Genomic DNA, 25273 nt, shown 5'->3' with positions numbered 1-25273 from the left:
AATATGGTAATTTTTATTTAAAAATTCAAAATTAATACATAATTATAGGTCGATTGGTAAATAAATTTATTTTTCTGAAACTTTATTGATTATTCAAACGTACAGTACTATTTGTGCATGTCAGCGGGAACATCTAATTTCACCATAAAGTTCTGAACTAAATGGTTAAATACTTCTGGCTGACAAAGGTTACTCGGATCGAAAGAATTCTCAATTATCCTCATTTCCGAGTTAGGTATACAACTAGCTACTTGCATCATCATTTGTACACCTAAAGTTGTATAATCTCCCACTAGACATAGAACAGGCACGTTTATAGTATTTAAATCTTTCGTGAAATTCACTTTATTAACGGCTTTTCTTTGAATCTTCGTCTCCTTCGTTCGCATATTTAAAATAATATGATGCATCTCATCACTAGCTAGTGGCCACTGCTTGTAAGAGGTCTTTGTCAAATTAGCAATCAACTTTTTAGGCATATGTAAAACCCAAGTTTGATAAGCTCCTACCATCGCAAATAATTTTTGAATAGAATTGATAGAAGTATCACAAAAACTATCAACTATAATTAGTCCCCTTACCACTTCAGGATGAACAATCGCTAATTTTTGTATTAAAACACCGCCATAGGAGACGCCTACAAACAGTGCATTTTTTATATGTAAATAGCGTAAAAGCTGTTTGATGTCATCAGCCTGTTTAGGTAACACACCTTGTATATTCGTTTCAAGCTTTCCGGAGTTCCCATTACCTCTTAAATCAATTAGGATAATTTTAAAGAACGGTTTAAAATACTCCACTTGCGGCTTATACATCGAACAAGAGGCACCTAAGCCATGAATAAAAACAAGCGGTTGCCCCTCCCCATAAACTTCATAATAAATTTCTACTCCATCTGTCATTTTTAAATAAGGCATATTTAACTTCTCCCTCTTGATTTATAATGAAGCTTATTTTCTGTCTTCGTTTCATTAATTGAAATAGATTATTTTCTTCTCCAATGCTATTTCCTCACAATCCATAATCGACAAAATTTCATCTAGATTTGTCATTTCAAAAGGGAATAAAACTCCTTTCAAATTTTTCTCAGAAGCAATTTTAGCTAATGCTGCCGTAACCATTGCTGTGGCATGATAATCTGAAAAAACAGATAATGCTAAGGTTTTAATACACTTTTGACCGCCTACTATTCCTTTCACCTCTACTGTGAGAAAAGCATGTTCAGGTTTATTTGGATTATGTTTAACAACTGTCGAAAGAATTTTCTTTTGCTTCATATTAAGTATAAAATCAATGAGATGAAATTGTTTTAAACTAGAGATGACTCTATTAAAAGCATTATTATTCCATGCCGTCCAATAACGAATATTGCGAATGCCTAATTTCATTTCTATAAATAACTTTTCCGGATGTTCAATAAGTCTCACTTCCTTTTGTTTAAATGAAGGAAGAAATTCCATTCTTCTTTTTTTGGTGAAACCTGATAACCTCTTATCATTTTCTTTTGTAGTAATATCTTGGTTTACTAAGGCAAGCATATCTAATATGCCAGTTAATCCTGCTTTTGCATTTATATTTTGGAGAAAGCCAATATTCACTGATGAAATCTGATCGACATCAGAAACTGCTTTTTTAATTAGTAAGCCGGATAAACCCGGAATAAACCCCGCCATGACAATGGATCCTATTTGTTGATTTCTTGCCACTTCATTCAATAAACTTACTTTATGTACGAAATCACGAAATCACCAAATACCGTTACATCAATACAAAAGACCTTCTGTTCAATACATACCTTTTGAATAATCGGTGTTGTTTGCTTCGTCGCAACAATGATGATATCTACCTCTTGAAGTGCCTGTTCAACACTCTCTTTATGATGAATATCTAAATATTGAAAACGAACACCACTACCAAGCGTGGTAGCTGTTTCTTTCCCCCTACTAGTTTTGTAATCACTTACGACCAAGTGAATGGTATTGCCAAAAATCCGAAGTAGCTCCGTGCATATTAACTTCCCAAGAACACCTGAACTTCCTACAACCATGACCCTTTTCACGTTAACCCTCCTTCTCACTTCAGATAACTGGAAGTACTACAGTTATTTTGAATACACTATTTCCTTCTTACTATATACGAACTAAATTTCCAATTGTTTCAATAAAATGGATATCTTATTGACTTTTACGTTGCGTCACCCCCTATAGTTACCTTTAAAGGAGTGAATAGCAATGAAAATAATAATTGAGAATACACTAGAACAATACGAAAAGTTATTTACGCTGAATAATGAAAGAGAAAACTATTTTCGGTATACTATGATGAAGCCCTTTGAAGAGATGTGGAATATAATTAATGTTCCTTTAACTTCAAAGTCCCCGGGTGGCTACGATGTTATTATGGCTACAGAAATGCTCGGATATCTTAATGTGTGGGAAACAGAAATGGGGACTGAGGCACTAGCACGCTTTAAAAAAATTCAAGCTATACAAAAGGTACATGATGCTTTACAGCGTTGTTTGGATTTTATGAACGTAAACAATTTAACGCTAAATACGGATGAATTAAAATCTGGTTTGTATATAGCCAATCCAAAGAAACTCCAATTACAAAAAGGATATACTGGTTTTGGAGGAATTCCAGGATTCATTCAAGTCATTCTATTTCCTAATGCCTATAACATTTCTAAACTCCCAGCTGTCATTGCACATGAATTTCACCATAATATTCGTTTTTCTTATTTCGATTGGGATCATGGTAACATTACGGTTGGTGATTATTTAATCATTGAGGGATTAGCAGAATCCTTTGCAAAAGAACTTTATGGAGAAGAGCTATTAGGTCCTTGGGTTAGTGATTTTGAGAAGGAAGACTTGGCTTATTCAACTGAAGTAATAAAAGAGGCCTTGCATGTAAAAGGTTTTGCTGAAGTTAGTAGCTATATGTTCGGCGATACGATTGCGAAAGAACAAGGATATCAACCTGTTGGCTTATCACCATTTGCAGGCTATGCAGTTGGATATCAAGCTGTGCAGTCCTTTATGAAAATTAATCATGTAGGAATAAAAGAAGCTACTTTACTAAGTACAAAGGAAATTCTAGCTAATTGTGGGCTTTTTTCTAACTAAACCATGTATATTCCCTTAAAACAAAAAAAGAACTGTCTCCATTTTGGAAAACAGTTCTTTTTATCCTCTTATGCTTCTTACAAATACCGCTCTTTCCACATCGCCCGTTCATTGGCATGTAATACGTCTTCCAGTTGCTTGTCCCATTCATTTGTTAGCGTATTATAAACACGCGCATACAATGCATCCTCTGATTCATTGTGTAAAATAAAGGCTAGGCATGGAACGTCATTAATTTGAATTTCCTCACTCGATAGAATAGAGGTAACGTACGTGTTCAGTTCCTCTTCATCTTCTTGCTGGTCGGTTAGAAGCTCCATCATTTGTTGTTCATCTAGTTGGCCTACTTCCATATCGGATGCATACGATAATTCGTCTGGGAATTCATCAAAATCCAGAACGGTCTCAATATCCCCGCGCAAAAAGCTTTCATGAAGCGGACTGTATTGCAATACATCACTTACCGCATCAAGCTCTTCCTCATAAACACCTTCGGCTAATTGCTTTTCGCCTTTCGGAGTTAACTGTAACGTCGTGTCTTTTTCAACAAGACCTGTCTTTATCATTTTATTTAATAAATCGTTAATAAAAAGCGGCTCGACAAGCAGCACATCCGCTACGGTTTCCCCGTCTTGAAAGACACCCGTTTGAAAAGATAGCAGCATCATTTTCATTAAAATGTCCATCGGCTTTTTTAAGACGGGATGATACGTTACTTTAAACGTATGAACTGGAATACAGAAGCGCATATCATGGACAATTTTCGCCCCGTCCAGTTGTGTGAGCTGAGAGGCTAACTGCTTTTGTAATGTTGTCAGTTCCATTTAGTGCGCCTCCTTAAATGCACGGTAGCCGTCTTGTGTTTTGACTGTTTCAAGTACATGACTGTACATGTCACGCACTTCCCGTCTTTTCGGTTTTTGTGCAAACATTTGTGTACTGCCAATGAGAGCGAGTAATTCACGCGCCCTTGAAAGCGCAACATTTAGACGACGATAATCTTTAGCAAATCCAATTTCCCCGTTGCCCCCGTTATTTCGTACCATCGACACTAAAATCACGTCCATTTCCATCCCTTGAAACTTATCGACTGAACCTGTACGGATATGGAGATGCGGCACACTAATTTCCTGTTCGATTAGGCGATTAATCCGCTTCACTTGCTCTGCATAGAAGCTAATAACCCCAACCGATTTTAAAGCATCTTGCTCTAGCGTACCTGCCGCTTTTGCTTTTTCTGTTGCATTGTTCATATCAAGAAGAAGGTTTTTAATAATGGCCAGTTCTGCTTCATTAAATAAACTTGCCCCCTCCTGCATACGTTGCTCGAAATAAGGCTTTTCATTGGGCACATCAAACCACAGTAAATGATGGTTGCGGTTGAAATGCGTTGTTTCAAGCTGATGATCTCGTAGGGCATCGGAATCAGATAAGCCACACTGCAATTCATCACTTTCATTTTTATAGAATGGTGCGATTGTTTGCATAATGTTTTCATGCATGCGGTACTGAATAGCAAGCATTGTTTTATTCGCTTTTGGTAAGTTTTTATATAGACGCTCAAATAGCGATTCTTCTAGCAGTTTTTCAAGCTCCCGTTTTTCTTCAAATGTATCGCTTTCTTTTAATACTTGTTCTAGCGTTTCTTCAAATGTTTCATCGCCAATTAACGGTGGTAGCTGATGGTGATCCCCTACTAAGATGATTTTTGCTCCTTTTAGCATTGGGAGTAGTAGCTCTGGTGGCGTCGCTTTCGATACTTCATCAATGATGACCACATCAAATGTTGGGTAGTTATCCATAAACTCACGATTAGCTGAAGCTACACATGTTGTCCCAATCACGTTGGCATGCTTCACATACAGCTTACGAATTTCATCTAAGTCATGCTCATTCGCTGATGCTAGCATCTGTTGCCACTGTTTTTGCAAGCTTTGTGTAACAGGAAGAAGTGCAATACGCTCCTCCAGTTTTGCTATTTGAGCTGTGCATGCAACAAGCACTTGTTCAACATTCGCTAATGCTTGTTCAGGATTCTGCTTAACGAGTAGCTCCAACTCTTGTTTTTCTTTTTCAAGTGTGAGTCCTGTATGATTGACGTCTTTTAATGTAGCCACTGTTTCTGCTAGTAATTTTTCTCCGCTTTGTAGCTCTTGCTGAACAATGTGAAGCGCTTCTTGCTTTTGTGCTTTGGCAGATGTAATTTCTGCTATGCTGGCAAGTAAATTCGTTGCTTCTTTTTTTGTTTTGTCTGCTTCCATACGTATTGTACGTAATGTGTCTACTGGACGCGCCTCTTGCACTGGCAGTGACTCGATATGCATCGATGTAACGGTTAACTTCCCTTTTAATCGTTGAATTTGATCTTGCAGTGATTGAATGACACCTTCATTTGCGCCTTGTTGTTCTTGTAAGGCGGCGATGAGTCCTTCTTTTAAACGTTCAAAAATAATGACCGTGTCACTAATTAAGGCACTATAATGATGCATTTGCTCATCGATGTATGCTTTTCGTAAATGTAGCCCTTGAATAGAACGGGTCCCATTTGTCGTATTAATTTTTTTCTCCACAAATGCTTTACTGAGCTTGGATAAAAAATCACTTACTTCTCCAATAGAGTATGTGTGATTCGGTGGAAGTGGCAAGTGATTGACATGAATACCAAGTGTCGTTTCACTATAAACAATCGCTTTATCGAGGCGTGCAGCGATATCTTTAATGCCTTTATATTTTTCGAGTTGTTGCTGACGTTCACCGAGAGACATGAGAAGTCGATCTAATACGAAGCTACGACGAAGACCATGCTCCTCTATATAGCGTTCGACTTCATACACTTTCTTTAGTGCCGTAATTTCTTGTGCCTGTGCTTCAATCGCAGATATGCCGCCTGTTAAGTGCTGCAGTTTTTGTTCGGAAGTCGTAAGTTGTGTACGTACCTCTGTTTGCTCTGCTAATAATTCCGCTAATTCTAGCTCTACAGATGCTTCATCGAACAATTTCGTTGCCTCTTCTAAACGCTTTTGAATGACCTCTTCTGTATCAAATTGGGATAAATCTTCATCTAACTTAGCGATGTCCGCTTCATAGCCGGTAATATTAGCACGAAGCTTGTCCAGTGCCGCCTCTGTTTCCTCTCGCTCTTTTTTCAGTGAACCTAGCTGCTTTTTTAAGGCGGTAATCGATTGCTCTATTTCAGCAAGCTGCTCTTGTGCCTGTTGCTTCTTTTCAATTTGCTCTTCTAGCTCCGCTTTTTGCGTTGTCAGTGTCTCCATTTTTTGCTTCGTTTCAGCAATTTCATCATTTAATTGCTGTTCTTTTGAAGCATGATGCTCTACTTCATGTGTAATCGTTTCATACGTTTGTGTTTTCCAATAGGCTGAAACATTTTCTTCGATGAATTTCTTCCCTTCTTCTTCGATGGACTCTGTTCGACCATAACGAAGAATACGGATATCTTTATTTGAAAGTAAACGACTTAACGCATTATCCACCGCTAAGTTGGATTGAGAGGCAACAAGCGTTTTTAAGCCCGCTTTTGCATTTTGATAACAAATTTCAGAAATAACCGTTGTTTTCCCTGTGCCTGGAGGACCTTGAATAACATATAAATCTTCCGCACTCATGGCTCCTACAACAGCCGCTTGTTGGAATTCATTTAATGCATTATGAAATTGCAATTCGACGTCTTGGCGGCGCTCTGCGATAACCGGTTTATCTTCAAATAAAATATTTTCTAAGTTCGCATTCGCTGCCAGACCTTCTTTCAATCGCTCAAAGCCGCGCAGCAAGCGTTGTAATTGTGCTTTTGTCGCTGCATTGCTAAATTCGATTTTATTCGATTCAAAATGGAGCTCATTTTTTCGTGCACGACGCGCCATATCCGGTTTTAGCTCGATTTCTACGGTACGATCACCACGATTGACTTTCACAACATCTCCTAAATCCACGTGATAGCCGCGTACGCGAGAACTCAAACCTTTCAATTGCTTCCACTGCTTAGCATCGATTCCCGATAACTGCATGACAACATGTGAAAACTCGACATTAAAACGTGGACTTGAAAAGTTCGCTTCAATGTCTTCAATTTCTGCGTTTTTATTTAAAACTTTTAAATACCCTTCCCAGCTCGTAATGCGCTTATTAATATAATCATATCGCTCTTTAGAGAACGGCAGATTTGCAAGCGATGTAATAAACTTATCCGGATATGTATGACCATTAATCCGTGTTGGTACAAAATGAACTAACATCCGTTCACGTCGATTCGTCGCAACCGGTGTACCAATACCACGTGTCCGGAAGCTTTTTGCTACTAGGCCGCTTTTCATATCAAATAAGCAATCCATAATACAAACGCGCTCAGGAAATTTCTTTGCAAGCCCTTTATTGATTTGCGGGTCAAAATAAAGCGTTAAGGAAAGCTGTGTACCATCCGTTTCAAGTTTTTCAACGAACACAACAAACGCTTTTTGTAAATTAAAAAAGGCGTGTTCATCTTGAACATGCTGCTTAATCGCTTCACGTGCTGTATTTGTCAGTACGATATGTAAACGCAATTTCTCAGTTGCTACTGTCTGCATCTGAACACCCTTTCCTTCATTCGTTCAAAAATAGTCACAAACTTAATTATACCAACAATTTAAATACCTTGAAAGTGAAAAAGGAGCCATCTGCGGATGGAATCTTTACGACCACTGCCACAGTAATATTTCTTAGTATCTATTGATTAAAAAGAGGGTATCCAGAACACGAAAACGTTCCAGATACCCCCTTTCCGCTATTCAACTACCCGCGCTTCTTGCTTATATTTCTCATCCCACGCCTCGTCTATTTTACGGAGTGGTACAGGACGGAATGTATCTTTTCGAATAATCGTATGCTGACTCGTAGCTGTTACGGCAACTGAGCCATCTTCATGTAAAATTTCATAGCCGTATGTAGTACGCAATTTACCATGCGATTCAATCCAAGTACGAACTGTAGCAACCTGACCGTAACGCATCGCTTTTTTATATTGAAGAGATATATCTAATACCGGCGAAACATAGCCAGAACGCTCTAATTCGGCATAATTAAACCCTAAATCCTTGACGATTTGTGTACGTCCAAGCTCACACCAAATAATATAACTTGCATGGTGGACTACCCCCATCTGATCCGTCTCTGCATAGCGGACTTCTACTTGCTTTTCTGATATAAACATTTCATTCACCTCGTTACTATTATACCATATTGAACTACTCACACTTTCGCTACGCTTAGAAGTGGGAGATTCCTAAGAACACTTTCGTAACCGAAAGTTTGGATTAGGCTATCCCATTCACGGACATTCAGCTGTTTCACGTCTTTATTTTGGTCACCGCAGCACGAACAAAGTTGAGAACTGGCGAATGTTTTTGACACCACAACGATTTGCTTGCCATACCATGTTGCTTTATATGCGAGCATCGTTCGAAATCGTGACCAAGATACTTCACTAATCGCTTTCGCTAATCTTTTCACCTCACCGAAAGAACATTTGTTCCCATTTTACCACAATGATGCAAGTTTTGGCAATCGCCAACCGACATTCCTCTCCCACTTACTCATTGGGCTACCCCCTTCTCATTCCTTGGAGTGTGCGTATTCTATCGGAGAGCGATAAAAATAACCAAGTCCCACCGTAGAGGACATGGTTATTCTCCTTATTGTTCCATTAAATTATAAATCCGATCCACTAGTGGTGGATGTGTATACCGGAACCATTTTACAAGTAGCGGCGGATTTACCTCACTAAGCCCCGCTCTCGCTAAAGCTTGAAATGAAGAAATGGCTGCCGCTTCATCTTCTATTAATGTTAACGCATAATTGTCTGATTGTATTTCGTGATGACGGCTCACTGCGTTATCTAGCGGATTCGTTGCAAAAAACAACATCGATGAAAGAATTAAATACAACGGTAAGGAATGAAGGCTTTCCATACGCTTAATATTTAAAATCGTTCCGTACTTCGCAATAATTCGAGGCATCCATTTAGCAATTAGCCAATACAGGATGAACGTAATGCCAAAATAATAAAGTAAATTTTTGTATATATCCTTATGTACATAGTGCGCCATCTCATGTGCCATGACAAATAGTACCTCTTCCTCCGATAATTGCTGCAGTGTTGTATCCCATAATACAATCCGCGTATTCGAACCAATCCCATTGACATACGCATTCATCGCCGTTGTTTCATCCGCCATTTCCACTTCGTATACATGATCTGCTGGAATATTTGCTTGCTCTGCGAGTGCCAGTATTTTTTCCTCCAGCTGTTTATCCTCTATCGCAGTAAAATCATTATAGAGGGGGTCAATGATTTGTGGTTGTATAAATGCATAAAATAGCGTAATCGGAATTTGAACGGCCCATACATACACCCACCAACGCTGTTTTGCTCGGCGAATAAAGAAATATAAAATACTGACAAAGATAAGTGATGTAATAAATTCCAAACCAAAGTTCATCGCATATTGTGTCAACCATTGTTGAAAAGGTTGTGTACTCACCCCGTAGCTCTTGGCAAAAAAATAGGCAACATAATTAATAGGTAACAACATTAAAAACGTTACGACCGATAGCAACAATACGTATAAGGCGTTTCTTACAATCGTCCATTTTGACTTTAAACTCCACTTTTCGAGCAGTTTGGATAGACCTGTTATGAGAACAAACAGATAAATTAACCACTCAAATGGTGTTTTAATAAAATATAAAAAATTTCTTATTTTCGAGTAGTTCTCACTTAAATATAGCTCTCGTCCAGTCATATACGTGCTTGGATCTGCTGCCGTTCCTTTTAATACGTCTGGTATACTATTATTACTGCTGTAAAAAATATAAAAATACATCGCAACGGCATAAACACCAAATAATAAAATGATGCGTAAACCCCATTTAGCTTTCATCCAATCCCCTTTTGTCTTTTATTCAAACGAAGCATGGAATAAATAATAAAAACAACTACCGGGATCAAGAGATAGTATTTGTATTGATCAAATGTCGTGACAATACTTGACCAATTATCCCCCGCCCATGCCCCTAGCATAATTAATACCGTATTCCAAATCAATGTACCTAGTGCTGTATAATGAATAAAAAGTAAGAACGGCATCCGAGCAATCCCAGCCGGAATCGAAATTAAACTACGAATGACCGGAATAAAACGACAGAGTAACACCGTCGCAAATCCATGCTTTTGAAACCATACAGCGGCCGAATCAATATCTTGCGGGCGAAGTCGAAGAAGCCATCCGACCTTCCCTGCTAACAATCGTTTTAAAGTCGATAATTGTACTAACTTACCAATACTATAAAGGCAAATCGCCCCTGCTACCGAGCCAATCGTAGAAGCGATAATGACACCGGGTACAGTCATAGCAGTTCGAATAGCCATAAAACCACCGAATGTTAAAATGAACTCCGAAGGAATAGGTGGAAATATATTTTCCAATGCCACCAATAAAGCAATCCCAATATATCCCCATTCATTCATAATGCCTTCAATCCAATTTTCCATTAATTTACTCTCTCACTTCTTTCCTTTTTCATTATGTTTCACTATATGTACAAGTGTCAGCTGTTATTTAAATTATTGATGAAAAGCTTTTGTACAGAAATAAATAAAACCACCTTTTTTTCTAAAAAGTTTGACTTTTAAACACATCATACCTTATATTTATATATGAACAATTAATCATATAAGCATATATTAATATAAAGGATGTGCATTGTTTATGAATAATGAAAAATTGGAAACCATAACTACAGATTTAGATGAGGAAGTACTATTTTTAGTATCACAAACGTTTAAAGCTTTAGGAGATCCTACGCGTATTCGTATTTTACATTTATTATCTAAGCAAGAATATGCCGTACATGAGATTGGAGAGCACCTCAACCTGAAGCAATCTACCGTTTCACACCAGCTGCGATTTTTAAAAAATATGCGATTAGTGAAGTTTCGTCGGGAAGGAACGACGATTTATTACACACAGGACGATGAGCACGTAATGGCCGTTTTACAACAAATGATTGAACATGCCAAACATATGTAGGAGGGTTTATTATGGGACACCATCATGATGGTCATAGTCATGACCATACACACGGAGCAAACAAAAAAACTTTATTTATTGCTTTTATTATTATTACAGGCTATATGATTGTCGAAGTCATTGGCGGACTACTCACGAATAGCTTAGCGCTCTTATCCGATGCCGGTCACATGTTAAGCGATGCGATCTCCCTTGCTATTGGTATTCTTGCCTTTTCGCTCGGAGAGAAAGCCGCAAATAATCAAAAAACATATGGCTATAAACGGTTTGAAATTTTGGCTGCTGTTTTTAATGGCATTACTTTAATTGCTATCGCCCTTTTCATCTTCTACGAAGCAATCGGACGCTTTGCCAATCCGCCAGAAGTAGCTTCAACGGGGATGCTATATATTGCGAGTATCGGATTACTTGTAAATATTGTGGTTGCTTGGATATTAATGCGTGGGGGCGATACAAAGGACAATTTGAATATGCGAGCTGCCTTTTTACACGTGATTAGTGATATGCTCGGCTCGGTCGGCGCTATTATTGCCGCGCTTCTCATTCTCTTTTTCGATTGGGGTTGGGCTGATCCATTAGCCAGTGTCATTGTCGCTGCTTTAGTGTTAGTGAGTGGATTCCGTGTCACAAAAGATGCCGTCCATGTATTAATGGAAGGTACACCATCGAATGTAAATATCGATGAAATTATCCGTACATTCCGTGAAACAGAAGGTATACTTGACCTGCATGACCTTCACATCTGGTCGATTACAAGTGGCCAAAATGCATTATCTTGCCATGCCGTCGTTCAAGACACACTGACGATAAAAGAAGGCCAACTTATACTTCAAACATTAGAGCATCAACTGCAACATTTATCGATACATCATGTGACTATCCAACTAGAAACAGCCTCACACAAGCATGAAAATACACTTTTATGTAATTTTGATACACAGCATGAACATCATCACGCGCATTAGATTTTCATTCATACAAAGGAAAAAGGTAGCATCGGAAAATAATCTATTTCCCGATGCTGCCTTAAAATTAATCCTTATTCTAATTTAAACAGTTGTTACATTTTGGTTGATAGGCTTACTCACATGAATAGTTGGTATACGATCTTTCCACGGTACAGCTTCCTCTAGTTGCTTACCTAATTGTAGTAAAGTTAACTCATCTGCAAATTTACCTGTAAATTGTAAACCGATTGGTAACCCTGTTTTACTCATAGCTATTGGTAATGACAATGAAGGCTGCCCTGTTGCATTAAATAAATTCGTAAACGGTGCATACGTGAAAATTTGCTCTGTCCATTCTACAGCATCAATCGATGGATTATTGGCATTTAGCTCACCAATTTTTGCTGGTAATGTAGCAATCGTTGGGCTTAATAATACGTCATAATCTTCAAAGAATGTCGCAACTTGACGAGATACTCCCGCATTGACTGCTGTTGCCTCTAACAACTCACTCGCCTTTAATTCACGACCATACTCATAACATTTCCAAATAGCCGATTCAATATATTCTGGTGAAGGCTTCAAGCCACTACTAGCTGCTGCCCCTTGAATCATCATATAAATATTCGCTGTCCAAATGTTCACTGTTGCCTTTGCAAAAGCAGCTTGTTCATATTTCGGTCTTGCCTCTACAACCTCATGTCCTAATTCTTTTAACAATTGGACTGTTTTATGAACCGCTTCTACACATTCTGGATCAACGTGTACATCCGAATTTGGTTCAGTTGTCCAAGCAATTTTTAGCGGTCTTACCTGTGTTTGAATTAAGTTACCGTAAGGAGCATGATTCATTTCTAATTTTGAATAGCTGCCGATATCTGGTCCAGCTACTTGATCAAGTAGTGCAGCTGTATCACGAATCGATTTTGTTACAGCAAATTCGATTGCAATTCCATTTAATAATTCACTATTGAATGGTCCTTCGGGAATCCGACCACGTGTCGGCTTTAAGCCTACTAATCCGCTACAAGAAGCTGGGATACGAATCGATCCACCGCCATCATTTGCATGAGCTATTGGCACAATCCCACTAGCAACTGCCGCCGCTGATCCACCGCTTGATCCACCTGGGCTAAAATTTGGATCCCATGGATTTCTTGTTGGTCCATAGACAACCGCTTCTGTTGCTGCATTATAGCCGAACTCTGGTGTTGTCGTTGTACCTGACAATACTAACCCTGCTTTTTTGAAACGCTTCATTAGTTCACTATCCACAGGTACTACTGTGTTTTCTGCAATACGGCTCCCCATGCTGTGAGGAACCCCTTCTGCATGTAATACTAATTCCTTAATCAAAAATGGTACACCGGCAAAAGGTTGTGTTTCATCTAAATTTGTAATGGCATTGTCTGCTTGCTCTTCAAGAACACTCACTACCGCATTAATCGTTGGATTCACTTTTTCTATTCCTTGAATTGCTAATTGTACAAGCTCTTTCGGTGTTACCTGTTTGTTTTTTACTAATTCCGCTAGTCCCAATCCATCATATGAAGCATACTCTTGTAAATTCATGTAACCACTCCTTCATTTCATGTATGAAAACCACTCACTTCCTACACTCAGTTTAAATACAGAAAATAAAAAAAGACATTACCCGAAAGGATAATATTTATTTTAAGAGAATATAGAATACATAAAAGAGAGAAAGTGGTGATTTATTTGTTTACAAAAAACGAGTATGAAAGTATTTTGAAAACGATTTACCAAATCTCGAATATAAATTTATCTCAAAGCAACGAAGGTTTTAAATACGCTGTGTTACAGTTATTCAGCCAGAACTTGCATTTCCATCATACGCTCTTTTGGGAAGTATCAGACGAGCATTTGCATGATACACCCGTACTATACAATATGGACCAACATACTTTACAAAATTACTTATCTACGTATCAATACTATGACCCTTTACACCCTACGAATATACAAAAGCAACAATCCATTCAATTAATGCATGAAAACCATGATTGCCCTCCAAAACATATGGAATACTACAAAAAACATTTTCTAAAGGCAAATGCCTATGACGACGAAATGGTCATGTATATAAAAAAGGATCAGGAATCCGTCGCAGCAATTGGCCTACTCAGAAAAAATCACGAGCCACGTTTTAATCAAAAGGACATGTTGACATTACTCTATTTAAAACATACGATTGAAAATCAGTATTTGCTACACCAATATACTAAGCCTAAAAGTACAATTCATGTTACCGACCGAGAGGAAGAAATTTTAGCGTATATTTGTAGGGGCTATAAAAATATCGATATTGCAAAACAATTATTCGTCAGTGAAAATACGGTAAAAAAACATCTTCAAAACTTATATCGTAAGTTTCAAGTCACAAGCCGTACTAAGCTTGCTATTTCGTATTTGCAATGTAAAAAATGAATACATCTATAAATAAAGTGGCAGGTACCTATACTTCCTAATAAGACAACTCAATTCTTATATCAGGCTGTCTCATACCAGATGTTAAACAACAAAAAAATTGTTTAATTTATAATAACGTTGTTAAAAAATGATAATTATTCTATTCAACAATCTGGCCAGATTGTTGAGGATAGCGTTTATCATTAATAATGGAGAACCTTATCATAAGTAAATGCGGTTTTTGGATTGAACTACAGAAAATGTAGTTCAATCCTTTTTAATACTCAAACATAGTCATTTAAAGCTAGTCATAAATCAGTTATAATTATAAAATAGTGGAAATTATATTTAATTCTGCCGTATCTAGGTGAGGTCAGTCTATGGTTAACGCTTACAGCGATTCTATCTTTGATAAGTGTACTATAAAAATACAAAATAGTACTAAGATGATAAGAGGAGTGAGTATTTAGTGTTTTTTTAAAAAAGTATTAGAGTAAAGCCAAATGAAGTTTTTACTCCAAAAGCTCCATTAGTTAATGAGGATATGTATATTTCTAGGCCACAATTAGAGAAAAAATTAAAAAGGGCTATAGATGGTACGTACCATATCATTGTTCATGGTGATAGTGGTTCAGGTAAATCTTGGTTGTATAAAAACGTATTAAAAGAAATGAATTGTTAATATATAACAATTAATCTTCCAAACGCAAGTTCAAATCGAAGTATTTCGGAAACGTTTAAATGGTATCTAAATCAAATAGACGAAGTGAAAAAAGTAGAGTACACCGAGAAAAAAATGGCAGAAGTAAATGCAGCTGTAGCGAAAGGACAAATAGATCATTCGGATAAATATATATTTAATGAAAAAGAACCCTTTTTGCAATGTTTAGAGTATGTTAGGAAAAGGGCAAAAAGAAATCAGGCTCTTATAGTTTTTGAAAATCTAGAAGCTATTTTCAAAGATGAAGGAATAATGAAAGAACTAGGAAATTTAATACTCTTACTAGATGATGAAATCTATGCTAAATACAATGTGAAATTTTTAATAGTAGGCGTTCCTAGTGGTATTAAAGAATATTTCTCAAAAGTAGAAAATGCATCTTCAATCAGTAATAGGCTTGAAGAAATTCCTGAGGTCTCAAAATTAAGTAAAGAACAAGTTGAAAATTTTGTTAAAAAAGGATTTATAGATAAATTAAAAATCGAAATGGATGATGATTCCTTGAGGACACTTAATAATGATGTTTATTGGTCTACTTTAGGCATTCCTCAAAGACTACATGAATATTGTTTGAAAATTGCATATGCCTTAGAAGATAATGATTGGCAAATTAGCAATGAATTATTAAAGTCGGCTAAAATTGATTGGATAAATCAATCATTAACTTCTAACTATTCAAATATAGAAATATTGATGAATTCAAGGGAAACAACTGTTCAAAGAAAGAATCAAGTATTATATGCATTGGGAAAAGTAGAGAAGGAGAAATTTAAATACTCTGATATAGAAGAAATAGTTAGAATAGAATTTCCTTCTACCACTCAAGCTACAATGAATATAGGTCAAATGTTATCTGAAATAGCAAATAGTGATCCCCCCTATAAAGAAAACTCCTAAAGGAGATAGTTACACTTTTGTTGATCCAAAATTTTGCATCTGCCTAAGAATGATGTTGGTGAAAAATAATAATGAAAAAATTGAGAAGTTACCACTTAGCGAAGTATAGCTATTAGGATAAAACCTCGCTTAGATACATTACAGAGAACCGCACCATAAGTAAGTGCGGTTAAATTCTTGAAATGGGTTCAGCTATACAGTGATTATGTTCTGTAAAGCCGAATAATATTTCAAAGATGTTAGTAGCAAGAATTTTAAAAATTCTATTGACAAAACACCTTATCCAGCAATTGATGGAATGATTAGATGAAAAAACTAAAGCAAGTAATGCTGCTTATATTTCAGAGAAGTATTATTCGAACGCTATAAAAATAAAATTATATTTGAAATTTTCTACTACTCCATATATTATATTGTTATTAAAGAATGCCCGGAATAGAACGGGAGAGGTTCATAGCTAATACCCTCTATAAAAAACTATGGAAACATGACAATCTGCCATGTCCATATAGGACGTGGCTTTTTATGTTTTATTCATACGTTTTAATAGAATAATTGGTAGCGCCTCTCTTGAAAAGTGTAGGGAACATTTTACAAGGGAGGTTTTTTTATATCTGGCTGCAAAGTTGAAGCAGAATTAAAAATCTAGTTTGGGTTATGGGCCTGATGGAAACAGTCGGTAGTCTATATGTAAATCCTAATTATTTCGTACACTAAGGAGAAAAATAGCATTTTTTCTTGGGATGCTGTTTTTTCGTTATAAAGGAGTTTTTGAAGTTGAAGCAGGAAAAAGCAATAATAGTATTTAATGGAGGTCAGGACAATATCACTCATTTGTTCTGAGAGGGAGTTTTAAAGCATGTATAATTTTAGAATTATTGAGAAGCTACAAAAAATAGATGAAGATATTCAAAGAAGTCAATTAAACTATCATTCAAAACGTGTTCTCGTAAGCAAAGAGTTTACCTTTGATGCTGCTCATCATTTACATAACTACGAGGGGAAATGTAAAAATTTACATGGTCATACGTATCGTGTTGTCTTCGGATTGAGTGGTTATACGGATGAACGAGGGATTATGCTTGATTTTGGTGACATAAAGGAAATATGGAAACAAAAAATAGAAATTTATTTGGATCATCGTTATTTAAATGAAACTCTTCCGCCGATGAATACGACGGCAGAGAATATCGTTGTTTGGATTTACGAAAAGTTTAATGAAGCCTTGCTTGATGAACAACTATATAATGGGGCACGCGTGGAATTTATCAGGTTGTATGAAACCCCTACAAGCTATGCTGAAGCCAGAAGAGAGTGGATGGAAGTTGAGTAAAGTACCCGTTATAGAGATTTTTGGTCCCACGATTCAAGGTGAAGGAATGGTAGTAGGTCAGAAGACAATGTTTGTACGCACTGCCGGCTGTGATTATTCTTGTTCTTGGTGCGACTCATCATTTACGTGGGATGGTAGTGGCAAGCATCTGATCGTTCAAATGACAGCAGAAGAGATTTGGTCTGAGTTGAAACGACTTGGGGGTAACGGTTTTTCATTCGTCACGATCTCGGGAGGAAATCCGGCACTTCTTCGTAATTTGGATGCGCTTGTTGCAATTTTAAAAGAAAATAACATAGAGATTGGTGTTGAAACACAGGGAAGCAAATGGCAAGATTGGCTGTATGATATCGATGAACTAACGATTTCACCAAAGCCCCCTAGTTCTGGGATGACGACAGATTTTTCTATGCTCTCTGATATTTTGGAAAAGCTTAGAGATAAAAACAGCCATCAGCATATATCTCTCAAAATCGTTGTATTTAATCAAGAGGATTATGCTTATGCTAAACAAGTTCACCTTCGATATCCGACCATTCCTTTTTACCTTCAAGTCGGAAATGATGACATTACTTCGATGGACAATGCACAGTTGATCAGCCATTTATTAAAGAAGTATCAAACGCTAATCGATCAAGTGATGATGGATGAAGAATTAAAAAATGTTAAAGTACTACCGCAGCTGCATGCACTTGTGTGGGGAAATAAAAGAGGTGTATAGCTATCAGCTGTAAAACTATATGCAAAATCTCTCAATTAAATACTTTACGCAGAACCGTATCATAAATAGTAGTAAACTCCATTCTCCACAATCTGGCGCAAGAGTTTAATAAGAGTTAGATTTTTAAACGACTTTATTGTTATATTTTTGAGGGTAGTGAAGTATCATACATCAAAAATTAAATAACTATATTTTTTAACCTCGCCCTAAATTTAGAACAGGGTTATTCAAACTAACAAACCCCTCTTACATTTTCCGTAAGAGGGGCTTGTTATTCTATTTATATATTTTTTTAATTAATAATTGTTGTGCTATTAATAATAAAGCACTCACTGTCCAATAAATCGGTAATATCGATGGATTTAACAGACTAAAAATGAGCATCATAATTGGATTAATGAATACCATTATTTTCACATTTGTCGGTTGATTTTTATCTAATGAAATAAAGCTTTGAATTAAATAAATGAAACAAGCAATAATTGAAATGCCAATATCCATTGTCCCTAAATTCATCCAAAGGAAATTTTCACTTGCAATTGCTACATCTATTGTAATTGCATAAATCAGTGAAAATAAAATAGGCAATTGAATGAGTATTGGTAAACAACCTAATAAAAAACTTTTCATTGAATCTGATGTTAACTCTTGAATTTCCTTTTGATACACTAACTTTTCAGATTCATTACTACTATTCCGAAGTTTGACAGTAAGCTCATCTAATTTAGGCTTAATTGAAGTCATTAATTCTTTAGAGTTTTTTTGATGTTTTGCCGATTGAATGAATAATGGTATAAGAATTAATCTAACTGCAATTGTGATTAAGATGACACTTATTGCATAACTATCCGTAAATGAATGTAAAAAATGAATTAAATAAATTATTGGTTGCGTTAAAAATGACAACAATGCTATTCCTCCTAGTTTTTAAATTTAAATCAAACTAGGAGATACGCTTTCTTCATCATTGTCTTCGGATGTTCTAATACACAGTACAAACCACGTTAGCATAGGTGGAGTCCAAGTATTAGTGATTTCATAATCAATTTCAAACGCTTCTTCTTTAACTTCCTGGATTGTAATTGTATTAGCCAAATATATATGTAAGCTAACACATAATACCGTTAATACCAAAGAAGCTAATAACCAAAAATATTCCATTGTATTCAGAAATATAGGTATATCATGGATTAAAAATGACCAAATCACAATACCCCTCCTTCCTTTTTTTGTATAATTTTATTATATTATTTATGTGAATGCTAAGTCAAAGATTAATTTCCTTACTTTAATTAATTCGAAAGTTAACGTAGACAACTCTAAAAGTTTTAGTTTGTTTACAGTCTTATTCTATTGATACACTACTCAATCTTAGAAATTTTCCAAACATCATTGATTTTTTGAAATTCTACAGTAACAAACGGAATATCCCAACCTTTAATATGCATGCTTGCTGTACCTTGGTAAATAGATGCAGGAACATGTTGAAGCATTTCCTCAAATTTCTCCTCATGATAGGCCAAATCATATGGCCATACAATACTAAATTCTTTTAAGGCTAACGCTTTCACTACAGGAACTGTATTTTCATCGTCACTATCTGTAAATAAATACGTTTTTAAAATCATTTCCGGTGACACACCGATTAAATATTGTTCATCTCCCGTTTCTAAATAGCTTGCCACTTGCTCTTGTTCATCTGTTGAAGAACGTTGTACATGTTCAACTTTATAAACCTCATTTGCCACTTTTGCCATTAAAACAGGGGCATTTATCCAATCGTAAGAAGCAATGACATAATCAAATGTATCTACTTCCAGCTGTTCTGTTAGCTTCACTTCAAGTAGCTGCCCGCCCTTCTCTTCAAAAACGTTCCTATTCATCCCCGCAAAATAATATTGCTCGAACAGTTTGTCATTTATATATAATTTGCCATTTTCTATTTTTACTTGGTCATTCGGTGTGGCGATAATATTTCCAATCATCGGGATTTTTTGCTCTTCATCAAGCCCCGCTACTAAATCACCTACTTCTAGAAGATCACTGTCCGTCACTGGTGTAGTATATACATTAAAATGACGCTTCTGAAATATGTGCTGACGGTCATTATAATAGTAAAGATCGCTATTCCATTGATGCATGTCTGCTGTCGACACGGATTCTCCATCCCCCACCATCACATCGTAAATGGTTGTAAATTCGATAGGAGGCGCTGTACCTGTTTCAATTTGTGAAGAATTTGTGTTCAGCAACATAAAGCTTCCTATTATAACAACAAAAACAAACATAAAGGACGCTACTATCGGTAGTAATCCGATATTTCGCTTCTTTTCTTTTTGACTTAATACGCTTCTTTTTACACGTTGCTTTTGAGCTGATGAAATCGGTGTTTGCTCTTCTAATCGTTTCTTAAAGTGATTCATGTAAAAGCACCTCCCATTGTGAGTCATCTAAATATCCTCTCAGCTCATCTCTTGCTCGTTTTAAACGGGACCTCACCGTACTTTCATTCAGTACAAGTAATTGTGCAATTTGGACAGTTGAAAGCTCCTCAAAATAATACAAAACAATCGTTTCTCGGTATTTTTCATTTAGTTTCATTACCGCCTGTAGCAATGTTGTTTTTTCATTTGAAAGGACCACTTCCTGCTCGGCACTTTTTGCATTTTTAAAAGGGAGAAAAAGCTGCCATCTTTTTTTCTTACGTAAATAGTCGTGACAACGATTAATTACAATTTTCCTCAAATAATTTTTGAGAGAAGCCTCTCCCTTATATTGTTCTGCTTTTTCATAAAGCGCAATGAAGCTTTCCTGTACAATATCTTCTGCTACATCCCAGCTTTGTACATAAAAATACGCAAGCCGCAGCAGGTGCTCCGTATGCAAATCCATCACCTCATGTAACAGTTCCTCTCGCATCACATCACCTCATTTTCACGCTATAGACGATAAAAATTAGAATTCGTTGCAAAAAAATTTCATTCGTTGATTTAATATGTATAACATGTCACAGCTAAGATACTTCATTAACTTTTACACCTTACACCAAATAATAAAAGCAGAGGAAATAACCTCTACCTTTTTTGAAATGATCGAAATCTATTGGACATATAGATAGAAAATATGCACGACTCAAATTGTATTTTTAAGAAATCAATGTCATGAGAATAGCAATTCCGTTAAAAGCTGCATGGATCATAATGGCTGGAATAATTGAACTAGTTTTTTCATATGTACAGGCAAAAATCAGCCCTGAAAGAAAAGTAATAGGCAATGTATTATAAGTAGGAATATGCACGATCATAAAGATAAAGGAGCTTACCAACAAACTTATCGCTACGCCATATTTTATACGCAACCACTTATATAAAAATCCACGATAAAATATCTCTTCATAGATTGGCGAAATAATGGCTGCTGATATAAATCCTATAAGGATCGTTGTGCCATTTACATCTGTTTTAAGTGCTTCTGTCTTATTATTTTCCCAACTGATTTGCAGTAAGTCCATCAGCAAAAGAATACCTATACTTAAAACTATAAGAACCATTAACCATAAAATGATCCATTTCCAATACGATAAAGGAAATCCACGTAGCCCTATTGATGCCCAACGAAGTTTATACGGCTTTAATGCGATAAAATAAGTGCATAGAACAAACACAATAGCCATAATAGCGCCTATAAGAGTGCCTCCATATAAACTGTTTTGCAATAGCTGTTCTATCAGTCTCTGCAAGTATCCTTCTACAAAAATGGGAATAATCACTAATACAATGAACAGCAATATTCCCCCTTCTCTCCAGCTCCATTCTTTTTGAGACCATTTATTTTGATTATTCATTTTTGTTCTTCCTCCTCCATCATTTCTATGCTATCTTCATCATATATGGTGACGTTACGTAACCTTCAACCACTTTTTTCAAGGAGGAAAATATGGATTATTTTACGACAGGTGAGGTTGCTAAAAGGTTGAATATGTCGGTAAGAACGTTACGCTATTACGATCAAATTAACTTAGTCGTACCAACATTAAAAGATGAAAATGGGAAAAGGTTTTATTCAGAAAATGATTTGTTATTATTACAAAAGATTTCATTATTAACAGAAACATCTATGCCTCTCAAGGATATTGAACAAATTATTAATGATCTCTCCATTGAAAAAGTACTAACCGTACATAAAATGCAGCTAGAAACAGACAGAAAAGCGCTTGAACAATCACTTCTTCATACTCAAACACTAACGTCTTAAAGATTGAAGGGAAATTGCACTGGATGCAATTGTTACCTCTACTTACTAAAAACAAACAACAAAAACTAGAACAAAAACAACTGTTATTGAATCAGCTATTTAGTGAAGAGGAGCAAGTTCAGCTAGTAAAGAGTTTACCGAAAATGGAGGATTCTCAAGGAAACATTACAAAGTGGATAAATATCATTAAACGAATAGAGCTATGTATAGAAGAGGAGCAAATGCCGTATTCACGTCACGGTCAGCTGATTGCTGAAGATATTTTACTATTATCTGAGGAAACATTCGGAGCTAATCAAGCACTCGTTGATGCATTTTGGCAAATTCGAAAAGATGAAGAGCGATCTGCTACGATGCAACTATATCCCGTAAAAAAAGAAATCATTCAATTTATTGAGGAATGCATCACATATTACGAAAATAATCACCATCGTACTTCCATAACGAATCAAGATGGGGATTATTGAGTGATTCACTTTACACATGGCATATTCAAACTTTATAACAAGCAAATCCCCCTAAATCACTGAATTTTAGGGGGATTTGTTTATAATTAGTCATATTCTTGAATAAAACCATTTTAAATAATAAGCATTTCGATTTAATCCACCGTTGAAGCACCATAAGCCATCTGCAATAAATTGCGAGAGCATACCCACAGCAGCGGGATAACAAGCAGTGTCACTAGCCCGCCTACGATTAAAATAGTTGATACATTTTGTGTAAATGCTTCTCTATACGGAATGCCTTGCCCTTCCATCAATAACGTAATGGCACTAATAACAATAGAAATGACGGTTAAAGCCACCGCACTAAATGTTTGACGGAGCCAGTTTAACACAGCAGATCCGTGACCGCTTAATTCTTTCGGGACTTGACTCATCCCCGCAGCACTTACTACCGTAAACGTCACCGCAATCCCCATATTCCGTAACGTTAACGCTACCATTATAAATACAATAGATGTATTTAAATCAATTTGCCCTAATAAAAACGAACCAATGACTGTCCCCGTCACCCCAACAATTCCTAACACAAGCATTCGCTGATGCGAATAATGGTTGCCTGCAAATAAATTAATAATGCCCATACAGATGGCAGCTGGCATGAGGATGAGCCCTGTTTCCAACACGGAAATCCCTCTTATATCTTGTAAATAAATTGGCATAAATAAGGTAGCTGCATACAAATTAAATAACAAGAAAAAAGAAATAAGTAACCCGTATGTATAAGACGGGATTTTAAACACAGAAAGCTTTAAAATTGGATTTTGCTTTTTAAAGCTATCGAACACATAAAACATAATGAGTGCACAGCCAACTAAGAATAGTGAGATGCCTAATACGAGCTGTGTTTCAACGATATTGAGGGAATATACAATCCCTACCGTGCCAAAAACGATGAGTAAAAAACCTTTCGTATCAAAACGCGCTAATAACGAGGATTCTTCATTTGCTTTTAAATAATATTTTGAAAGAATGACGACCGCTACACAAAACGGGATATTGATTAAAAATAGCCAATGCCAGGATAGCGAACCGACTAAAAAGCCTGCCAATGTTGGACCAATCGCAGGACCAAACATCGCGCCTAATGTCCAGAGACTTAAAGCGAACGGTTGCTTTTCCCGTTCAATCAATAAATAAATGAGTGTCATACTCGCTGGTACAATAACTCCTGCCGCTAACCCTTGCAAGAAACGGAAGAATATGAGTGATTCAATAGACCATGCCACACTACATAGTAAGGAAGAAATCGCGAAAACGATAATGCCTCCGACAAAAATCTTTGCAAATGTATAACGGTCCCCTAGCCAGCCTGTAATCGGTGCAATTAAACCGTTAGCGAGTAAAAAAATACTTGCCACCCATTGAACCGTTTGTAACTCACTACCGAAAATCGTCATAAACGAAGACAACACAATATTAATACTGGAAGTACTAATAATCGCCAAAAAGTTACCGATCATTAAAATGAATAAAATCATCTTTTGATTTGAAGTCATCACATCAACACCTTTACTTATTCTTTCTATTAATACTCTAAGAAGCATATAAGTATTTATGTACATTTCTAGGTGTTTATTCAATGATGCATGGAGTTAACTCATTATGCTGGCATTTCTGTTGGCGTCGGCGTTGCGTAGCCTTCTTTGTAATGTTCGTCAATCGCTTGACGGATTTCCTTTAATGACTTTCCTTCTTGATGCATCTTTGCTGAGCTTAATGCAATCTCAACACATACATTACAACGTGTACCATGGTCATCCCAAACAACCGAACCGTCTTCTTTAATTTCTTGCACGAAACAATTTAAGTTACTTTTATGACCAGCCGATTCCCCGCATCCACAATAGCATGGCATCCATTGTAAAATATCTGGCGCTTGGCCTGCGATTTGATAAGTTGCACGCATTAAATCCGTTTGTTCATCTAAAAATGAAGGTAAAATGTCTGCACTCTTCGTTTCCTCTTGTATATCTCCTGTTACATGATCATGCTGTTCATGTACTTGGTCATCTGTCTCCTGTTGTTTTACTTCATCATTATTACAAGCTCCGAGTAGTAAAGTTGCTGCTAGTAAAAAAGACCATTTCTTCATAAATCTATCTCCTTTGAAAAATAACTAATACTCTTATCATAACGTATTTAACTGGCGAATGATAACTTTAGGTACAGGAAGCTAACTGAAAAAATATAGTTGCTAGAGGACTAGCCTTCCAGAAACAGCTCTTGGATTAGGTTCAGCATACATTGCTTAA

General features: G+C 36.4%; 25 protein-coding genes, 1 pseudogene and 1 riboswitch. Of the genes and pseudogenes, 9 read left to right on the top strand and 17 right to left on the bottom strand.

What is annotated here, in order from left to right:
- Positions 1–107 precede the first annotated feature (107 nt).
- From AAGS61_RS09710 to AAGS61_RS09700, 3 genes are read right to left on the bottom strand one after another with little or no spacing between them, the layout of a single operon-like run.
- Positions 108–917 carry an alpha/beta fold hydrolase gene (locus AAGS61_RS09710; RefSeq protein ID WP_391370748.1) on the bottom strand — a complete coding sequence of 270 codons (810 nt, stop codon included), beginning with the start codon at positions 915–917 and terminating at the stop codon, positions 108–110.
- 54 nt (positions 918–971) lie between these two features.
- Complete coding sequence (locus tag AAGS61_RS09705; protein ID WP_391370745.1) at positions 972–1673, bottom strand: hypothetical protein; 702 nt, start codon at positions 1671–1673, stop codon at positions 972–974.
- Positions 1674–1720: 47 nt separating this feature from the next.
- Positions 1721–2059 (bottom strand): saccharopine dehydrogenase NADP-binding domain-containing protein, encoded by a 339-nt coding sequence (locus AAGS61_RS09700; protein WP_391370742.1) that lies wholly within the window; start codon positions 2057–2059, stop codon positions 1721–1723.
- A 172-nt stretch (positions 2060–2231) separates the two neighbouring features.
- On the opposite strand from AAGS61_RS09700, the gene AAGS61_RS09695 reads away from it, so the two are divergent.
- Complete coding sequence (locus AAGS61_RS09695) at positions 2232–3128, top strand: DUF2268 domain-containing protein (protein WP_391370739.1); 897 nt, start codon at positions 2232–2234, stop codon at positions 3126–3128.
- A gap of 77 nt (positions 3129–3205) precedes the next feature.
- On the opposite strand, the gene AAGS61_RS09690 is transcribed toward AAGS61_RS09695, so the two are convergent.
- The 6 genes and pseudogenes from AAGS61_RS09690 to AAGS61_RS09665 form a co-directional block, all read right to left on the bottom strand.
- Entirely contained in the window at positions 3206–3952 is a 747-nt protein-coding gene (locus AAGS61_RS09690) for a nucleoside-diphosphate sugar epimerase (RefSeq protein WP_391370736.1), read from the bottom strand.
- Positions 3953–7708 carry a DEAD/DEAH box helicase gene (locus AAGS61_RS09685; RefSeq protein WP_391370733.1) on the bottom strand — a complete coding sequence of 1252 codons (3756 nt, stop codon included), beginning with the start codon at positions 7706–7708 and terminating at the stop codon, positions 3953–3955. It lies immediately after the preceding gene.
- A 197-nt stretch (positions 7709–7905) separates the two neighbouring features.
- The gene (locus tag AAGS61_RS09680) at positions 7906–8331 is read right to left on the bottom strand and encodes an acyl-CoA thioesterase (RefSeq protein WP_391370730.1); all 426 of its coding nucleotides are present in this window, start codon (positions 8329–8331) and stop codon (positions 7906–7908) included.
- A gap of 110 nt (positions 8332–8441) precedes the next feature.
- Positions 8442–8624, bottom strand: a pseudogene (locus tag AAGS61_RS09675) (zinc ribbon domain-containing protein); the annotation flags it as partial.
- Between the two features lie 188 nt (positions 8625–8812).
- Positions 8813–10060 (bottom strand): M48 family metallopeptidase, encoded by a 1248-nt coding sequence (locus AAGS61_RS09670; RefSeq protein WP_391370728.1) that lies wholly within the window; start codon positions 10058–10060, stop codon positions 8813–8815.
- Positions 10057–10671 carry a DedA family protein gene (locus tag AAGS61_RS09665; protein ID WP_391370725.1) on the bottom strand — a complete coding sequence of 205 codons (615 nt, stop codon included), beginning with the start codon at positions 10669–10671 and terminating at the stop codon, positions 10057–10059. Before AAGS61_RS09665 ends, AAGS61_RS09670 begins: the two co-directional genes overlap by 4 nt.
- Before the next feature lie 217 nt (positions 10672–10888).
- Here AAGS61_RS09665 and AAGS61_RS09660 point away from each other — a divergent pair, with 217 nt between their 5' ends.
- Complete coding sequence (locus AAGS61_RS09660; RefSeq protein WP_391370722.1) at positions 10889–11209, top strand: ArsR/SmtB family transcription factor; 321 nt, start codon at positions 10889–10891, stop codon at positions 11207–11209.
- An 11-nt stretch (positions 11210–11220) separates the two neighbouring features.
- Positions 11221–12174: a cation diffusion facilitator family transporter gene (locus AAGS61_RS09655; RefSeq protein ID WP_391370720.1), complete on the top strand. Its 954-nt coding sequence runs from the start codon at positions 11221–11223 to the stop codon at positions 12172–12174.
- An 84-nt stretch (positions 12175–12258) separates the two neighbouring features.
- Here AAGS61_RS09655 and AAGS61_RS09650 read toward each other — a convergent pair whose 3' ends face one another.
- Positions 12259–13728: an amidase gene (locus tag AAGS61_RS09650; RefSeq protein WP_391370718.1), complete on the bottom strand. Its 1470-nt coding sequence runs from the start codon at positions 13726–13728 to the stop codon at positions 12259–12261.
- Between the two features lie 147 nt (positions 13729–13875).
- On the opposite strand from AAGS61_RS09650, the gene AAGS61_RS09645 reads away from it, so the two are divergent.
- From AAGS61_RS09645 to queE, 4 genes are all read left to right on the top strand, one after another.
- Positions 13876–14604: a response regulator transcription factor gene (locus tag AAGS61_RS09645; RefSeq protein ID WP_391370715.1), complete on the top strand. Its 729-nt coding sequence runs from the start codon at positions 13876–13878 to the stop codon at positions 14602–14604.
- A gap of 778 nt (positions 14605–15382) precedes the next feature.
- Positions 15383–16204: a hypothetical protein gene (locus AAGS61_RS09640; protein WP_391370712.1), complete on the top strand. Its 822-nt coding sequence runs from the start codon at positions 15383–15385 to the stop codon at positions 16202–16204.
- Between the two features lie 440 nt (positions 16205–16644).
- A riboswitch (PreQ1 riboswitch) is annotated at positions 16645–16691 on the top strand.
- A gap of 372 nt (positions 16692–17063) precedes the next feature.
- Entirely contained in the window at positions 17064–17537 is a 474-nt protein-coding gene (gene queD, locus AAGS61_RS09635; RefSeq protein ID WP_391370709.1) for a 6-carboxytetrahydropterin synthase QueD, read from the top strand.
- A complete protein-coding gene (queE, locus tag AAGS61_RS09630; RefSeq protein ID WP_391370706.1) occupies positions 17530–18258 on the top strand; it encodes a 7-carboxy-7-deazaguanine synthase QueE in 729 nt (242 codons plus the stop codon). The genes queD and queE overlap by 8 nt, the downstream gene beginning before the upstream one ends.
- Positions 18259–18534: 276 nt before the next feature.
- Here queE and yidC read toward each other — a convergent pair whose 3' ends face one another.
- From yidC to AAGS61_RS09605, 5 genes are all read right to left on the bottom strand, one after another.
- Complete coding sequence (yidC, locus tag AAGS61_RS09625) at positions 18535–19164, bottom strand: membrane protein insertase YidC (protein WP_391370703.1); 630 nt, start codon at positions 19162–19164, stop codon at positions 18535–18537.
- Positions 19165–19191: 27 nt separating this feature from the next.
- Complete coding sequence (locus AAGS61_RS09620; RefSeq protein WP_391370701.1) at positions 19192–19467, bottom strand: hypothetical protein; 276 nt, start codon at positions 19465–19467, stop codon at positions 19192–19194.
- Between the two features lie 152 nt (positions 19468–19619).
- Complete coding sequence (locus AAGS61_RS09615; protein ID WP_391370698.1) at positions 19620–20681, bottom strand: S26 family signal peptidase; 1062 nt, start codon at positions 20679–20681, stop codon at positions 19620–19622.
- Positions 20668–21177: an RNA polymerase sigma factor gene (locus AAGS61_RS09610; protein ID WP_391370695.1), complete on the bottom strand. Its 510-nt coding sequence runs from the start codon at positions 21175–21177 to the stop codon at positions 20668–20670. The genes AAGS61_RS09615 and AAGS61_RS09610 overlap by 14 nt, the downstream gene beginning before the upstream one ends.
- A gap of 226 nt (positions 21178–21403) precedes the next feature.
- Entirely contained in the window at positions 21404–22102 is a 699-nt protein-coding gene (locus AAGS61_RS09605; RefSeq protein ID WP_391370692.1) for a CPBP family intramembrane glutamic endopeptidase, read from the bottom strand.
- 92 nt (positions 22103–22194) lie between these two features.
- Here AAGS61_RS09605 and AAGS61_RS09600 point away from each other — a divergent pair, with 92 nt between their 5' ends.
- Entirely contained in the window at positions 22195–22512 is a 318-nt protein-coding gene (locus AAGS61_RS09600; protein WP_391370689.1) for a MerR family transcriptional regulator, read from the top strand.
- A 23-nt stretch (positions 22513–22535) separates the two neighbouring features.
- Positions 22536–22979: a hypothetical protein gene (locus AAGS61_RS09595; RefSeq protein WP_391370686.1), complete on the top strand. Its 444-nt coding sequence runs from the start codon at positions 22536–22538 to the stop codon at positions 22977–22979.
- A gap of 134 nt (positions 22980–23113) precedes the next feature.
- Here the strand turns inward: AAGS61_RS09595 and AAGS61_RS09590 are convergent, their stop codons facing one another.
- Together AAGS61_RS09590 and AAGS61_RS09585 are read right to left on the bottom strand one after the other, a co-directional pair.
- Positions 23114–24517 carry a DHA2 family efflux MFS transporter permease subunit gene (locus AAGS61_RS09590; protein WP_391370684.1) on the bottom strand — a complete coding sequence of 468 codons (1404 nt, stop codon included), beginning with the start codon at positions 24515–24517 and terminating at the stop codon, positions 23114–23116.
- A 104-nt stretch (positions 24518–24621) separates the two neighbouring features.
- Entirely contained in the window at positions 24622–25113 is a 492-nt protein-coding gene (locus tag AAGS61_RS09585; protein ID WP_391370681.1) for a PCYCGC motif-containing (lipo)protein, read from the bottom strand.
- Positions 25114–25273: the final 160 nt, after the last annotated feature.

The organism is Lysinibacillus sp. KU-BSD001, assembly GCF_042920265.1.
Lineage (GTDB): Bacteria > Bacillota > Bacilli > Bacillales_A > Planococcaceae > Lysinibacillus_B.
The sequence above is the reverse complement of the archived record's forward strand: the minus strand, read 5'-3'. Positions and strand labels throughout refer to the sequence as shown.